Origin of the sequence: Shewanella psychropiezotolerans (assembly GCF_007197555.1) — a bacterium.
Classification (GTDB): domain Bacteria; phylum Pseudomonadota; class Gammaproteobacteria; order Enterobacterales; family Shewanellaceae; genus Shewanella; species Shewanella psychropiezotolerans.
In genome coordinates this window covers 2,027,628-2,043,376 of sequence record NZ_CP041614.1, presented here as the reverse complement: position 1 = coordinate 2,043,376, position 15,749 = coordinate 2,027,628, and the positions used below count along the sequence as shown (strand labels likewise).

The window sequence follows — 15,749 nt, the reverse complement described above, 5'->3', positions numbered from 1 at the left end:
GCTTTTAATTCTTGCAACTGTGACAAGGCCTGTTCAGCCCCACCCTCATTATGAGACCACAATGCAGCTTCATGACTTAAGTTAGCTATTTCGCTTTCAGCATAACGAATTTGCTCTGCAATTGACTCAAGCTGCCTTGGTGTAGAACTCTGACTCAATCTGATGCGAGAACACGCAGTATCAAGTAAGCTAATGGCTTTATCTGGGAGCTTACGCTCAGGCAAGTAACGAATTGACAATGACACAGCGGCATCGATAGCTTCTTGCATCACAGTAACCTGATGGTGCTTTTCTAGATTTTGTTTTACCCTTGTAACATATGAACTGCATCTTCTTCGCTGGGTTCTCCAATCGACACCAGCTGAAAGCGGCGAGTTAACGCTGCATCTGATTCAAAATATTGCTTGTATTCCGACCATGTTGTTGCTGCAATAGAGCGAAATTCCCCTCGAGCCAATGCAGGCTTTAGAATATTAGCAGCATCATTTTGTCCAGCAGCCCCCCCGCACCAATCAACGTATGCGCTTCATCAATGAACATGATAATGGGCGTTACCGATTGCTTGATTTCGTTAATGACATCTTTGAGGCGGTTTTCAAATTCGCCTTTAATACTTGCTCCAGCTTGCAACAGTGAAAGGTCTAAGCTGCGAAGCTCCACTTTAGCCAATGATGGTGGAACATTTCCAGAGGCAATCTGTTGCGCAAGCCCCTCAACAATAGCGGTTTTTCCTACACCAGGCTCACCAACTAGAATTGGACTGTTCTGACGACGCCGACACAGAATGTCTATCACCATACGAATTTCATCGCCACGGCCAGCAATAGGGTCTAGCCCCCTTGACGAGCGGATTCAGTCAAGTTTTGTGAGTATTTATTTAACGCTGGGGTGCCCCCAGAGCCGATATTTATTCGTGAATGGCTCTCATCACTCTTAGCCGTATCCATCTCAGCTAAAGAGTCAAGCCACTGTGTAGAAAGTTGTTGCAGCCACTGACTCAATACACAATGATAAGCACCTTGTTCAACGCGTTGTTTGAGCACCATCAGCAAGTGGTAAGCATTAATAGCAAACTGATTATTATTCAGTGATGCTAGCATCCAGCTGTCTTTTAATAATTCTACAAGCAGTGGAGACAAAGACGGCGAAGTATCATTCCCTCTTGGCTGGCGGGCTAACACTTGAAAAAGTTGTTCCTCTAAAGGCCCCTGACTATTTTTGCCTTCTCAAGTGACACACGCCATGCCGAAGATAACTTTAATAACTGGACAAACCAATGCTCTGGTTCTATGGCAAAATGGCCACGACTAACACACTCACCAGCCGCCCCCTCTAATGCTTGCTTTAACTCTGGATCCAGCCTGGTTACTAAATTTTGTAATTCTACATTTATCATATTGCTTCCTAACTTAAAGACAGTGGCATTGCCACAGCTTGCTCGACGTCAGATTGAGCTTTCATCCATGCAGATTGACCCACTTTCAGAGCGCTGCGGGGATCACTGGTTAAGCAAACGCGAGGTAACAACTGGCTGTTAATCTTCATATGTAGCCTATAGTCCGTATCCTCTCCCATATAACTTTTCACCAAATCATCTAGAGCAAGCATCATTTTGTTATTGGAACGAATATTTTCAGAATGCTGATAATCAAGCGGAAAGATGAAAATATTCAATTTCTGGCTTAACATCGGCGTCATCTTGCCTAACATCGCCCCAGCCCCTAGACGAGAGCTGTTTGTTTTTTTTCCTAATCGTGTCAATGAACAAGGTGTTACCGGTTGATATTCAAGTCCGTAACCCTCGACCTCAAAACGGACTTCAAAGAAATCTTCCAAAATTGCTTTTAAGGTAATTGGACAAGTCAGCTTCATCCCCATTAAACCTGAATACTGAATCATCCGCTCTTTGGGCAGTCCGCTAGCTTCTTCAGTGCAGCCGCTCAAACTGCTTAACATATCAGTCATCGATAATTGCTGCTGATTCCAGAAAAATGTCTCTTCTTCAAGCTGGGAACTTAAGTCATTCTTCTGTTCAACTTGACAATAAAGACGAAAATAACGGTTATTAAATGTGTCGAGAAAATCACTAGGTGCTTCATCTCCTAAATCAAGCTTGGTGTGCATGACCTGACGATAAATAGCCCTAGGCATGACACCATCATTGCCCGATAAACCACTTATAGAGGTTTTAAGTACATACTCACCAACTGTATTTTCATAAACCCTTGTCATTTCACTGTGATAATAAGCTGGCAGAAATTCAGCACTAAAACGTACATCTGGAGTTTGTCCAGAGTTTGCCGCATTACGCTTAAAACATTGCCAAGCCTTATCTAAAGCAACACGGTTAAACGTGTTATTTAGCCTCGCTAAAGTAGACTCTTGCATCCACTTCTCCTTGGAAACGATCGATACACTTCTTCTCCGCCTTCAAGACGAATGTCAACTTGGGTAAAACTGTTGAAACCAGCAAAAAATGCAAAAAAATGATCCAATAAATGACTGAACAAGCACAGGCCAGCACTCACACTGGCTGAATCTAAAGTGACAATAATTTTAGTGCCATAGGCAAAACACGCTTTACCTGACACATATATAGGGGCAACGACTTTCTCTTGCTTGAGCCCAACAAGCGCATCAATGTAAAGTTGATTCAAAGAGCTTTGATTAAAGTTATAAAGCTCAAACATCGTCTTTAATGTACTTACCGGATCATCCGATCCCATCACTGAGTGATAATTGAAATGTAAATGACGTAATAATGCCCAGACACTTTTATTCGTTTCTTTACTGCGTACCGGCATGGTAGGTCGACGTAACATCCGTATTTCAGCTGGAATCGTCAATGACTCTCTACATTCAATGGTACTGGTTACCCCTAAAGAGCCAGCATGGATACCATTAGAGGCTGTAGCCCTCACAACCCAAGTCAGAAGTTCGCTACCTATATGGTTATGTGATAAATCAGCCACTCGAATATAACTATCAAGTACGCCTCGAGTATGTATCGACTGCTGCAACTGCCAACGAAGTCCCGTTTGAGAATCATTGAATTTTTCACCATAAATATGTGGAATATCGATAGCTTCTGCACCACTGACGTCAAGTACCTGATCAACAGAAAACAACTCCAGAGAGTCCCCTCCTCTGGCATCAAGCACAATGGGATATTGCTTCTTAAAAAAATCGACCTCAATCGGTTCAGATACCACTTGAGATAGATTGATGATTGGAACCGTAAATAAGGAAAAATGCTGCTCAGATAAACTTCGAGCGAGATCCACTCCCAGATCATCCACAAAAATTTGTACTTTAAACTGATTGCCAACAACCTGCTTGAACGCTGACCCAAATTCCAGTTGAAAACCATAGAAACGCTCAGAGAACATAAAGAACTCTGTCAGCAGTTTAAATCCACCAAAGCTATTTGACTGATACGGTAAGACACTTTCAGCGAACTTAAAACCAGTGGGCTGCATGGCGTCTCTACCTAATTCGATACACTCACCATTAGCCTCAATACTGATCTGTAAAACGCCTTGAAATAACAGGTCATACAAACGCAGTAAAAAGCTACCATCCCCTTTTAATTGCACCTTCAATCGCTCAAGTGACAAAGAAGAGAGATCCATATTCTCATCAAATGTGGAAATTGAAATTTCAATTAGCGCCTTAGCATGCTCAACTCCTGATTGCTTCCCTCCTTTAAATGGTGCAAAAGATACGCTCACCTGATCAATTTTCAGTGGTAATAGTTCCACCATTTCGGTAGTACGAAACACGGCACTAACTTTATCATCAGTTATTTCAAACTCAGTACCGATAGGGATTTCATGCACTGCATTTATATCTTCAGTAATAACAAAATCCAACATACTAAAGCTCGGCGTGGGACGAAGATAATGAGGGAACAATAAGCGGATTAAACTTTCAGCTAACTCAGGAAAAGTATCGTCCAATCGCTTTTGTAAACGACCATTTAAGAAAGCCACACTCTCAACCAAGTGTGCTATCTGAACATCATCAATACCATCTTTGCTAATACCAAGTGCGCGGGCACTCCCTGGATAACGCTCAGAGAATTGCACAGCCTCTTCACGAATAAATCGTAATTCCTGCTCAAAATAAGAGAGAACATCATCAGACAAGGTTCGCTCTCCTTACAATAAGCCGATTAATGTTAAAATCTAAAAAAGAGTCCAGTACAACCTCTTCTTCAGCAATAGCTGAGTGCATTACGGCAAAAATACGAAAGCGTAAACGGTTTTCATTGGTTAATGTTTCTTGTATTTCAATTTCAACCTGACTTAATCTTGGCTCGTAGCGCTGAATCAATGCCGTCATTTCAGTTACGATACCGTCACTGTTTGATTGATTTTGCCAGCGTGACACACAAGTCATGCCCATATTCACAATCGTGCCAGATAAACGGTCACTTTGTTCACTCTTCAGCCATATAGGAGCTCTGGCAGATATAAGACCACATAAATTATCAATAATATCGTCATGAATATTATCAAGATTATCACTCCAACACTGACCCAGTTTCGTAATTAAGCTCATTGTGTCAATCCGATTTATATCCCAATACAGAGGTTTCCAAAATCAACTTAGCATCCATCATTCCGAACTGGTTCTGAGGCTGGAGAATAAATTTACACATGTAACGTGTTTTATCATTTGGCGATTCTTTAATGTGAACTTCAAAAGACTTAAGTGGATAACGCGCCATGATTGAGTCATCAGCGAATTGTCCTGAATTTGTATAATATTGTAACCATTCACTTAGCCGATGCTGACACGCTGCGGCACTGTCATATAAGCCCACAAGCTCCCTTAACTGCACCTTAATGTAGTGACCGAAACGACACCCCATCAAGTTTGTTTGTAACATGCCTTGTAAATGAGCAGTATCATCGGGGGCTTTCCAAACTGAACAGTTACTGAAAAAACCTTTCTGGCCAGAAAGGTAGATGCTACTGAGTGCTATAAACCCTTCCTCAGACCAAAAACCATCTTCTTCACTGTGAATATCGACTTTCGTTATCACCTCTTCAGACTGACTGACGATTGCACCAGAATTTTTTGAGTCATCGTAAGAGCTTAAAAAGCTAAACCAACTCACACGGTCAAACTCGCGAACGATATTACTTGCCAATAAAAAAACACTATTACCCCATAAACTTTTAGCATCCAATTGACTCTCGCTAAACATAAACCCTGCTGCATAATGCACGTAAGGTTTACGTAACAAATATTCCGGCAATACCAAATGAATAAATCTTGATGTGATCCTGTCGCGAAGTAATTGCCAAGATGAAAAATCATCACTTTGTAAAATACGTTTCACACGTAATGAATCATTTAAAATATACTTTGGGTTATCGCCAAAAAAATACTCATCGATCCCTAATATGGCAGGACAAAACGCCATTTCACACAACTCTGAAAGCAATTGTAAGGTGTATAAATCTTCGAAGTGCTGTGATTCTTCATAACTTGAAGTTATCTTATGCCCTAACACCAGCAGACCAAATGGGGTTCCGCCTGCCATATCAAACTCATCTGAATATAACTTCTTGAACAAAGCACTACATTTAAGATTAAAAAATGTATTGAGATCTTCTGACACCTCTTGCCATGTCGCATCAAGTATTTTAATTCTGACCCTACGCTGAGAAACAGGTAAAGAAACCAGCGATGAAACTTCTAACCAAGATGCTTCGAGCTGCTTAAAACAAGGATATTGTATAACCTCTGATAACTGTTCACTTATCAACGAATCAAGCTTTGCAATCAGCCGAGTTAACACCAGCTTAAGCTGATCCACCGAATCTATCATAGAAGGAGAATCTCCCTCTTCCAATTGAATTTCGGTAAGCCATAATCTAGAAATGGTTGTTTTAGCTTTAGTCATCATCGGTTATCCAATTCAAAACAGTACGACTGGAAAGACTTAACTACCAGGAATATTAGCCACCATCCTAATTGAACTCGTCAGCTCTTCCATTTGTAACCAAGGACGTAAATGAGCGATAGCAGAAAATGCTCCTGGACGACCGGCATGCTCTTCAACCGTAACTTGTGCCTCAATAAGTGGGAACTTTGCCTTCGACTCATTACCTACAGCGTTAGCATTGACATACTGCTGTAGCCAATTATTCAGATGGGATTCAATCGCATCAGCACCCAAATTTGAGCCAACTTGATCTCGACCCATTACTTTTAAATATTGAGCAATACGGCTACTTGCCATGGTGTAAGGTAAGCGTGCAGAAATAGCAGCATTGGCATTGGAATCATCATCGGCGTAGGTTTTGGGTTTATGCGTCGACTGAGCACCCATTGATACCGCATAGTTGGTGTTTTTGTAATGTAATAAGGGTAAAAAGCCAAGGTCACTCAATTCTTTTTCACGCTCATCAGTCAGATTGACCTGAGTAGGGCATTGCTGAACCCTATCACCCGCATCAGTAAAATAAGTGAAATTAGGTAAATTCTCTATTTTACCGCCATTTTCAGCACCTCTGATCGCAGTACACCAACCATATTTTGAATAGGCATTTGTCAACAACAAGCCAAATTCATAAGCGGCATTGCTCCAAACAAAATCATCTTCAGATGATACTATTTGCTGCCCATTTTCTCGTACTGGTAACTCTTCAAAAGCAAAAGATGACACCTTAGTGCTTTCTTGTCCGTAAGGTAGGCGTGCCATGGTCTTTGGCAAAGTTAATGCAACGTAGCGCGAGTCATCACTTGCTCTAAATGCATTCCAACTCGCATAAGCAGGTGAATCAAAGCCAGACGCAACGGGTTTACCATCTGTAAAAGTGGTAAACGAATCAAAATCAAACATATTTGAACTGGCAGCTGCGATAAATGGTGTATGTGATGCAGATCCCACCTCAGCCATGTAACGAAGCAAGGCTACATCTTCATCAGCATAACCAAATTCATAGTCACCTAAAAGCACACCATATGGCAAACCACCTGCTGTACCAAATTCTTCTTGATAAACCATATTAAAGAAGCGACTACGATCGATGGCTGTGGCATCTTCAAACTGCTCTAGTAACTCTTCTTGGGTATAATCAACCACTTTAATTTTTAAATCTGATCCAAGCTCACTATTTTTAACCATTTTATGTAAACCAAGCCAACTGCCTTCTAATTTTTGAAAGCTTGGGTTTTTCATCACTGCAGATAACTGTTCAGAAATTTTACGATCAATTTCTGCAACCGCCTGCTCAATGGTTAGCGTGAGATTCTTATTCCACGTCACAGTCCCTTCCATCACTTGTGATGTCATGATAGACAGTAGTTCTTTGGTGGTATCAGCTGGCGTTTGCGCAGTCGCAGAAATAGCACGCTCAAGAATACTCTGCTGTGCTACTGTTTCTACCTCAACTTCAGCTTGAGTCGTTGCTTGTTGTTCAGTGGACATTACTCTGTCTCCTCTTTATTCAAACCAAGCTCTTGAGCTAGCCCTTGAATCGCATCTGCATCTTTAAAGACTTCTTTTAACAAGCGGTCTAAATCTCGTGAACGGTCGGCTTTACTTAATAATGTTTTCAGATGATTGCGCGTTTCTACCAACTTAGTCAGTGGCTCAATTTGCCCAACAAGCTGCTCGGGTCGAAAGTCTTTCATTGAACTAAAATTAAGATTAACGTCAAACTGACTATCATCATCCGTCAGCTTGTTATCTACCTTATAATTTAAACTAGGGTTAATTTGCCCCATCACGGTATCAAAGTTATCTTTATCGATAGTAGAAAACTCACGTTCCTCAAGATCCACTTTATCAGCAGCAGGTTTATGACCAGAGTAATCCCCGATAACACCGACAATAAACGGCAGTTCTTTCGTTTCTAGACCTTCCGTGGTTTCGACGTCATAGGTGATACTTACCCGATTTTTACTAACACGCTTATGCTGAGAGTTCAATGTCATAGAGAATTCCAATTGCATTTTTAGATGGTTTAATTGCCTCCCTCAAGAAGGGAGACAAATTGAAATAACCGAATTAAAGAGCGAGTGAAGTAGGTTTATTAACCTTACGGTCATAACCCACTTTACCAATAGAAGTACCTGTACTGTCATCGCCTTCAATATAAAAGTCTTCTTCTGTCTTATTGTAAGAAAAAGTAAAGTTTTCATGTGCAACTGAATCTGGTATAGAAGAAATTGAACGCCCTATTGTACGAGCTTCATCCAAAGTAACTTTGTGAGAAATCTCAACACCATCACCTTTAGAAGCTGGTTTAGTCTCAACAATTTCTAACTGATAGGTTTTATCAAATTTAAGCATCATGGAATAAAGAAGTGGCGAAGCACCACTTTTTAACATACTAATATTAATTGGATCGAAATGGATTGTGCCCTGATCTTGGTTCTTGGTATCGGTATTCATTGATACTGTGCGCGACATAGACATTGACCAGTTCATAATTTCAAAGAACTCACCATCACCACCACCTGGAATTTTAACATCTGTTGCATCTTTAACTTTTTGGCCCACAACACGCATATACATACCATTACTAGACATATTTTCAACCTCTTTAATTAGTGCCTCAATTAATAAGGCAACTTACAATGATGGATACTCTATATGAGTATCTTCGGAATATTACCTACCATAAGAATGTTAATATCACTGGTTATTGACATAGTTGGAGTCATTTAAAACTCTACTTCTATTTCTTTTGTATTCTTTAGACGTCATCATCGCAATGGGAATGGGTACAGTTTTCACGTCAGTATTATTGGTCTCCATGAGTCTAATTTCATTCAAAGCATAGGTACCATCGAAAAACGGCATCACCATATCCAGACAGATAAGGGAATACGGGTCATGTTCCTGTAAAGATAATTTAAAACACTCTATCGCTTCGCGGCCATTAACCGCCAAACCCAAACGAGATAAAAATATCCTTATTCACCCTTCTTGAAATCGGATCATCATCCGCCATCAATATTCGCTTCTTTGCCTTTAATGCGCTTTTTTGTCATTATTTCTGTCATTCCATACGGCTAAAACTTCTGATTCAACATAGTATGCTCCACCATCACATAGCCAAAATAAAAAGATATAAATCATGGTAAATCACTTTTCCAAAAACGAACAAATACCCAATTTACATATAGACATCAACATTCTGGAGAGAGCTTTATTTGCTGCAACGGTATTTTCCGCTAAACGCTCTACCCAGCTTTAGCATGTAAAAATAACACTTTAAGCGCCAAGGTAGCCCCTAATGCTCTATCACGGCTACAACAGCATTAGTTTAAGCATTCAGCATACTTTAAAAGTGACGGCAGAATGGCGTCAAACATTGATAATCAATGATAGATTATTACACCACCAAACTTTAACCTTCTAAAATTAAAGAAGAACAAGCCATCACCAATGGCCATGATAGGATTCAGGATAATAGGTGACCACAAGAATCAAACATATTGGGCAACCACGCATTACAACCCTAACCTTGAAGTTGAAAATTTTAGGGGAAAGCTTATCCATCTATAAACAAATCAAGAAAAGCAAAGAACCAGAAGGTGAAATAATAGAATCGTGGATGATTAACTGGGGTTAAAAATACAAGATGACGATCTATAAAAGATGAATGTTTTATCAAATTGAATTCTGTTGATTCAAGTACAGCATTTTTAATGAGCTCAATCGTAACACCGACTGCTTTTCATCATCCAGTCTGACATGGTGCGGCGGCTTAAGTGGATACCCCATTGCTTAAACTGAGTTTCCTGACGATAAAGCGGCATATGGTATTGATATTTAGCGGTAATGATTTGACTGAGCAAGCTCGGTGTTGCGATACCCTTGGGGATAGGTGATGGCGGAACGGGTGCCTACTTAATCGGGGTTATCGTGTTGTGAGTCTCACAATGGCGACAAGCATACTTTGGACGGACATGTTGTTGCACTTCCACTTTAGCTGGCACGAACTCCAGTTTTTCACTGATATCCTCGCCGATTTTATGTTAGTCGTGGCCGCAGCACTCGCAAGTCTTATCTTCATCAGGGATGTCATGCACAATGACTGTACGAGGAAGTTCTGCTGGTAGCGGCTTACGCTTGGGTTTGTTACGGGTATAGGTAACGGTCTCAACGTCTGCTGACTCATCCTTGTCACATTCCTCTTCAGCCTCATTAAACAGCGAAGCTTGCTCTGGGCTCACTTCACTGCTTTTACCAAACCGGTGATGTTGAGCTAAACGAAACTGTTCGAGTAAACGTTGATATTTATTTTCCGTTACAGCTAAAAGCGCCTCAGTTTCTAGCAATTTAGCCAGAAGCTGTTAGGGTGATAACTTGGTTTCTATCGGTGCTTTATTCATGGCGTTATTATACCACTACACCCCATGAGCACGATGATTTACAGCTTATTTAGTTCTATTTATCTGCACATTTTCAATCGGTTACTGTACCGTTGACTGATAGTCCAGTTTTTGATGTCCCATCACCTCAAAACCTTGCAGTAGCCATTGCAACTGCTGATGTGAGAGCGACAAAGTTTCAGACTCTATTTTCGAAGGCCATTTAAAGCGTTCCTTGTCGAGACGCTTATACCACAGTGCAAATCCTGTTCGGTCCCAGTATAAGATTTTAAGCTTGTCCCGGGCTTTGTTGGTAAAGACAAATAACGCATCTGAAAACGGTGATAGCTGCATATCTTGCTCGACGATGACGACCAGGCCGTTAATGGACTTGCGAAAGTCGACCACATCTCGATGCAAGTAGAGGGTCTCTATATCAGAGAACTGTGACATCTAGCGGCACTCCCTGAGTAGCTGGCCTAGCCAACGTGGGTCAGTATTGACCGGAAGCGTCAATGACATTGCCCCTACGGCCAGGTTAATCACCGCCACTTCTTGTGGTGGCTCTGTCGTTAATGCCTCTGCTTTGGGCGTGAGTTTTACAAAGGTTGAATGGAATGCTTCCTTAGCCTTCATCAAATCGCTTCTCTTGCGGCTAAAGGTTTTAACGACAAGGTGATGCTGGGAACAAAAATCAACAATCGTTAATTTGCTTTGTTTATGAAGCTCTATGAGCTCAAGCCATTGTTCTAGTGTCTTATGTTTATGCGAGGCCATCTCAGTGACTCGGAAAGTATCGGTAACAAAGACGCAACTCACTAACCTCAGCAAGAGTTAGGTGTAGATCGCCACCCGTTTACGACAATCCCTTAGCTTCATTACCAAATATCGGAGCTAATGCAGGCTGCATATCTCCAGTAGATATACCTCTAAGATATAGCCAAGATATTAATTCTTCGATGTTTTTTGTTTTCTTTAAATAAGGAGGGATCAGTGAACTATTAAATTTGACGCCCTCTTTTTTTCGATCTCTTACTTTAGGCACTTTAACAGGAATATCGCCTAATCCAGTTTGTATTGTCCGCTCAGGCTGATAGCCATTACGCACGACACGTTGTACCCCTTCAACCTTATCATCTTGATATTGCTCCAGGAGCAATATCAACTCAGCCTCAACGGCTTGAGCTAAAAGCTGCTGAGCACCTTGTTTTAAAATCTGTTCAAGCGGGTTTTCTGGTATTTGAATCGACACTATATTATTATTTTGACTCATTGCGATGCTTCTCCTGTTAATTGTTGATCTGGCAAGATCAATTAACAGATTACATCGCAATGACTTCCTTCATACACCAGAAATGACTATAGCTCCTAAATTCCTCTACATTGGGCTTTCTTTCGAAAACCAATTCGTCGTTTTTTGGGTGATGTCATCATCACGACGTACAGCAAGATATTTCAACTCTTCAGGCGGAATGACCATTTGAAGCCACTGTGAGCGATGAATAAAAAAATCGTTAAGTGCTTGATGACGACCTTGTTCAGATTCATTTAACATCATATTCATCACAGAAAAATCAACGGGGTTCATTGAATTCCATTTACATTGCTGTAGTGGCTTTGTTGTGTATATTTTGAGGATGGTTCTTTTTGCATTGTTTGGAAGAAACGGATTGTGATACTCACCAGTAATACGGCTTACAATCGTTCGCCATATCCACATGTGATGCCGCGCCGGTGCTGTTGCTTGAGTTGCCCCCCATTCTGGGAGATTCCCCTTCATTTTAGCGATGTAAAAACCGGGGCCAATTTGACCTGTTGGTGGCAGGCACTCACGCCGAACACCTGTTTTTAAAATATTTAGTGCAGATGATTCGCTAGTACCATGATATCCAATAAATTGCATAATATTTCTCTTAGGTTATTTTGCTTCAGGCATCGTACCTTTTAACTCGTCTATTTTTGGCATTAACACTCGTACACGTGCTTATTAATTTCATCTCTTTAATCATTGTTGGACAAATTAACCTCCAATTAAAACCGTGGGCATCCCCATCACAATTGTGCCGCCATGTGCTGTGCTATCCCCATTCTAGCCGCAGGCTTATTATTAATGAGCACCGTTGCGCTGCCTTTTATTATGCTGTCCGGAGGACCAACACAGATACACATTTGCCCTAGCGTCGCGGCGGGTAATGCACCTATTAGAACCGTCGTTGGCAGGGGCAATAATGGACCTCCGACATGAGGTATGGGCACCGGTGCTGGGGTTTGCATCGGGCATATATGCATGTCAGTGGCGCGTGCTGCAGGTAACATATTTACTCCTAAATTTGTCCGTTGCCGCCTTTAGCGATATGTAGTGCAATATCGATAAACTGACGATAGCGCTTTTTAGCCTTGCTTCCATCGGGAAGAATAGCGGTAAGACTGATACAACCAGCCGCCGCCTGGGCGTATAAATAGGGAGGCGGAGGCACGATTGGATCATCGGGTTGTGTAATACTTCCTCCACTCCAAAATGCGGCCTGGGCCGCCCATCCTGCGCCTGATTCTAATCCTGATTTGTTCGCCATGGCCTCTGCAAAGCGTCGACTCGCCTCATCAGGTATATGTACCCAAGCCTTTGCTGCTCTGATTGCGTTGGCTTCAGCTTCATTCCAATCATCACGACTGTGGGCGCAGCAATATGCCCACCAGATGGTTTCTCGTAAGGGTAAAGCATGAGCTAAATACATCACTGCTTCAGCATAAAGTTCGTTTTCAAAAGCAATCTCTATCAGCTCTAGTGGCAACATCTTTTTATTAGCTAGCTGGCTAAATGACACTTCTGGAGTGTAAAGATCTAAGATGTCCTGAGCGGATTGATATGGGATTTTTAATAATGTCATTAATTAATCTTCGCTATTCCTCCTTGAATTTGAACCATAGCGCCTCCTTTTACTGTCGTTTGTACATCACCTTTGAGGGTGAGGAGAGCGGATTTGACTTCTGCGGTAGCATCACCTTTTATTTTGATTAATGCGGCGCTCATTTGCGCTTGGCCACTGGCCTTGATGTTAATTGTAGAGCCATCGATTTTAATCGAAGTACTTTTGATGGTTATCCCTGATGAGGTAATATTAATACTGCTAGCACCGACTTTGAGTTCGATATTTTTTTTACCCGTTAGCGTGATATTGTCACCATCCACCGTGACAGCTGATTTTGCAGAAAGCGCTATATCTTTATCACTTTTTGCAGACCAGTTGTCTTTACTATTCGATTGGAGTGACTTGTCAGATTCGACTAAAATATTATCTTTAGCTTTTAAGGATACGCCTTTATCTACCTGAGTTCTTTTTTCGCCTTTAACTGTTGAGCTGTGGTTGTTGTTGATATCGAACATCAGGTCTTTTTCTGCATGAATAAAAAAATGTTCTTTATCTTTTTTATCTTCAAAACGAAGTTCATTACCCTGACTACTACTGCCCTTTGGGCTGGTTCGTGTTTTAATACCACTTTGCGTTGCTTCAGAGTAGGGATTAGTATTGACCTTAGTGTACAGTGAGCCAACAATCTATCTATCTGGATCTCCATCAATATATTGCACCAGTACTTCATCGCCGACACGAGGGATAAATTGACTCCAAATCCTTTACTTGCTAAGCTTTGCGATACAGATAACCAGCAGGAAGAGTTCTCATCTTCCTTGCCTTGAGAGTCCCAATGAAACTTCACTTTTACTCTTCCCAGCTTATCTCGGTATATTTCTTGACCTTTGGCCCAGTTATTGACGCTGTATGCACACTGTGAACTCGTGGTTTATTGATTGGCTGAGGTCGATAAGTAGAAGTGGTGGGCATACAGACAAACTTGTTGTGATAAATGGATGTGTTTTTGTTATGTTCGCATTCTATAAGGAAGTTAATTTTAGTGACTAGATATTCTTGATTACTCTTGGAAATTGGATGATTTTTAAGGTTGAATTTTCTTCCGCATGACAATCCTGCTAAATCAGACTCTGCATATGTAGTCGATAGCTCTGAATCTAATGCTTGAATATGACGATCTGCGGCCGAACGAATGGCATTTTTACTTTCATTACCTAGACCAAAATGGCTTGCTGTAAATTCTGCAGGATTGTGAGGAAAGGTGCTTTTCATTTCGCCACTGTCAAAGACTTCAGCTTGGTTTTGTGTATGATCTGTTAAAGACACTTTACTTGTCCCAATACGAGTTTTAGTTACCCAATTGTTTATGGTGAACTCGTCTGCATCGGTTGTTCTACCTGCATAACCAATGGTACTTAATTTACCTATTTTAAATTTGTGATTTGAATCACCAATGACCACGTAGGGTTTATATTTACTATTGTCGTATTCAAGATGGTAATGCCAGCCCTCACTTGCTAGTAAACGTTGAGAGAACTGGAGTCTGTTTCATCAAGCTGGACACAATATTCGTGTTTCATCCCATTAACAGCAGTAGAGAAACTGAAGTATTTTCCGAACCAGAATTGTCAAAGAGTTCTTGTAATATTGCTTTTGTTGTCATGTTCTGAAAAATTTTACGATTATGACGATAAACCAATAATGAAAGGGGATCACAAGCACAGATCGTATAGTAATAATGCTGATCAAATTTTACGAGCTCAATACTAGAAGCGATCCCTTGATAAAGCTGTGTATCAATGGTTTGCACATATGTTACTTCAAGCGGTTTACCTAATACTTTAATGTTTATTTCGTTATCAGCTATAATGGAAAGAGTAAATAAACAACTGGAAGAAATCGATTGTTCAGATTCAACTCTTGTCACTGTATGGTTTGTTTTATCCGCCAGTTTAACGCTAACTGGGCAAGATGGATAACATAATGCCAAATGTAGTTACTCCCCCAGTCATTTAAAAATTCTATCGCTTCGCGGCCATTGACCACCAAATCAACGTCAAACCCAAACGAGGTAAAAATATCCTTATTCACCCTTATTGAAATCGGATCAATCATCCGCTATCAATATTCGCTTCTTTGCCTTTATGCGCTTTTTTGTCATTATCTCTGTCATTCCATACGACTAATAATTTCTGATTCAACATAGTATGGTCCCTCATCACATAGCCAAAATAAAAAAGATATAAATCATGGTAAATCACTTTTCCAAAAACAGAATAAATACCCAATTTACATATAGACATCAACACTCTGAATAGAGCTTTATTTGCTACACGGTATTTGCCGCTAAACGCTCTACCAGCTTCTGCTTTAGCTGTGAGTTTTACCAAGGTTGAATACTGTGTTTTCTTGGCCCTCATCAACTCACTTATCTTGCAGCTAAAGGTGTTAGTCACAAGGTAATGCCGAGAGCAAAAAATCGTTAACTGACTGTGCTTATGAGCTCTATGAACTCAAGCCATTGCCCTAGTGTCT

The 15,749-nt window shown here is 40.9% G+C and carries 15 protein-coding genes and 5 pseudogenes; all 20 read right to left on the bottom strand.

From position 1 onward, the window contains the following. Positions 1–119: 119 nt before the first annotated feature. Positions 120–890: pseudogene (locus FM037_RS30520) on the bottom strand (AAA family ATPase); the annotation flags it as partial. Between the two features lie 308 nt (positions 891–1,198). After that, on the bottom strand, positions 1,199–1,396 hold the full coding sequence (locus tag FM037_RS29295) for a hypothetical protein (RefSeq protein WP_229381126.1): 198 nt from the start codon (positions 1,394–1,396) through the stop codon (positions 1,199–1,201). 8 nt (positions 1,397–1,404) lie between these two features. After that, positions 1,405–2,388, bottom strand: coding sequence for a type VI secretion system baseplate subunit TssG (locus FM037_RS09105; protein ID WP_144045736.1), 984 nt, complete (start codon positions 2,386–2,388; stop codon positions 1,405–1,407). Further along, on the bottom strand, positions 2,370–4,148 hold the full coding sequence (gene tssF / locus FM037_RS09100; RefSeq protein ID WP_144045735.1) for a type VI secretion system baseplate subunit TssF: 1,779 nt from the start codon (positions 4,146–4,148) through the stop codon (positions 2,370–2,372). Before tssF ends, FM037_RS09105 begins: the two co-directional genes overlap by 19 nt. Continuing rightward, positions 4,141–4,563, bottom strand: coding sequence for a GPW/gp25 family protein (locus tag FM037_RS09095; protein WP_144045734.1), 423 nt, complete (start codon positions 4,561–4,563; stop codon positions 4,141–4,143). The genes tssF and FM037_RS09095 overlap by 8 nt, the downstream gene beginning before the upstream one ends. Before the next feature lie 4 nt (positions 4,564–4,567). Continuing rightward, positions 4,568–5,920: a type VI secretion system contractile sheath domain-containing protein gene (locus FM037_RS09090; protein WP_144045733.1), complete on the bottom strand. Its 1,353-nt coding sequence runs from the start codon at positions 5,918–5,920 to the stop codon at positions 4,568–4,570. 36 nt (positions 5,921–5,956) lie between these two features. Continuing rightward, positions 5,957–7,447 carry a type VI secretion system contractile sheath large subunit gene (gene tssC / locus FM037_RS09085; RefSeq protein ID WP_144045732.1) on the bottom strand — a complete coding sequence of 497 codons (1,491 nt, stop codon included), beginning with the start codon at positions 7,445–7,447 and terminating at the stop codon, positions 5,957–5,959. Then, a complete protein-coding gene (tssB, locus tag FM037_RS09080) occupies positions 7,447–7,956 on the bottom strand; it encodes a type VI secretion system contractile sheath small subunit (RefSeq protein ID WP_144045731.1) in 510 nt (169 codons plus the stop codon). The genes tssC and tssB overlap by 1 nt, the downstream gene beginning before the upstream one ends. Positions 7,957–8,029: 73 nt before the next feature. Continuing rightward, on the bottom strand, positions 8,030–8,554 hold the full coding sequence (locus FM037_RS09075; RefSeq protein WP_144045730.1) for a type VI secretion system tube protein Hcp: 525 nt from the start codon (positions 8,552–8,554) through the stop codon (positions 8,030–8,032). 1,145 nt (positions 8,555–9,699) lie between these two features. Continuing rightward, positions 9,700–10,320: pseudogene (locus tag FM037_RS29290) on the bottom strand (IS66 family transposase zinc-finger binding domain-containing protein); the annotation flags it as partial. Between the two features lie 126 nt (positions 10,321–10,446). After that, positions 10,447–10,797 (bottom strand): IS66 family insertion sequence element accessory protein TnpB, encoded by a 351-nt coding sequence (gene tnpB / locus FM037_RS09050; protein WP_144045728.1) that lies wholly within the window; start codon positions 10,795–10,797, stop codon positions 10,447–10,449. Further along, complete coding sequence (tnpA, locus tag FM037_RS09045) at positions 10,798–11,121, bottom strand: IS66 family insertion sequence element accessory protein TnpA (RefSeq protein ID WP_144045727.1); 324 nt, start codon at positions 11,119–11,121, stop codon at positions 10,798–10,800. An 82-nt stretch (positions 11,122–11,203) separates the two neighbouring features. Continuing rightward, positions 11,204–11,617, bottom strand: a pseudogene (locus FM037_RS09040) (transposase); the annotation flags it as partial. A 105-nt stretch (positions 11,618–11,722) separates the two neighbouring features. Then, the gene (locus FM037_RS09035) at positions 11,723–12,247 is read right to left on the bottom strand and encodes a hypothetical protein (protein WP_144045725.1); all 525 of its coding nucleotides are present in this window, start codon (positions 12,245–12,247) and stop codon (positions 11,723–11,725) included. A gap of 117 nt (positions 12,248–12,364) precedes the next feature. After that, positions 12,365–12,660, bottom strand: a pseudogene (locus FM037_RS09030) (PAAR domain-containing protein). A gap of 8 nt (positions 12,661–12,668) precedes the next feature. Beyond that, the gene (locus tag FM037_RS09025; protein WP_144045724.1) at positions 12,669–13,232 is read right to left on the bottom strand and encodes a DUF6931 family protein; all 564 of its coding nucleotides are present in this window, start codon (positions 13,230–13,232) and stop codon (positions 12,669–12,671) included. Beyond that, on the bottom strand, positions 13,232–13,837 hold the full coding sequence (locus FM037_RS28810) for a bacteriophage T4 gp5 trimerisation domain-containing protein (RefSeq protein WP_407695659.1): 606 nt from the start codon (positions 13,835–13,837) through the stop codon (positions 13,232–13,234). The genes FM037_RS09025 and FM037_RS28810 overlap by 1 nt, the downstream gene beginning before the upstream one ends. Positions 13,838–14,063: 226 nt before the next feature. Continuing rightward, positions 14,064–14,744, bottom strand: a pseudogene (locus tag FM037_RS29960) (contractile injection system protein, VgrG/Pvc8 family); the annotation flags it as partial. Between the two features lie 46 nt (positions 14,745–14,790). Further along, positions 14,791–15,204 (bottom strand): contractile injection system protein, VgrG/Pvc8 family, encoded by a 414-nt coding sequence (locus FM037_RS29955; RefSeq protein WP_221937494.1) that lies wholly within the window; start codon positions 15,202–15,204, stop codon positions 14,791–14,793. 121 nt (positions 15,205–15,325) lie between these two features. Beyond that, on the bottom strand, positions 15,326–15,634 hold the full coding sequence (locus tag FM037_RS09015; protein WP_144045723.1) for a hypothetical protein: 309 nt from the start codon (positions 15,632–15,634) through the stop codon (positions 15,326–15,328). Positions 15,635–15,749: the final 115 nt, after the last annotated feature.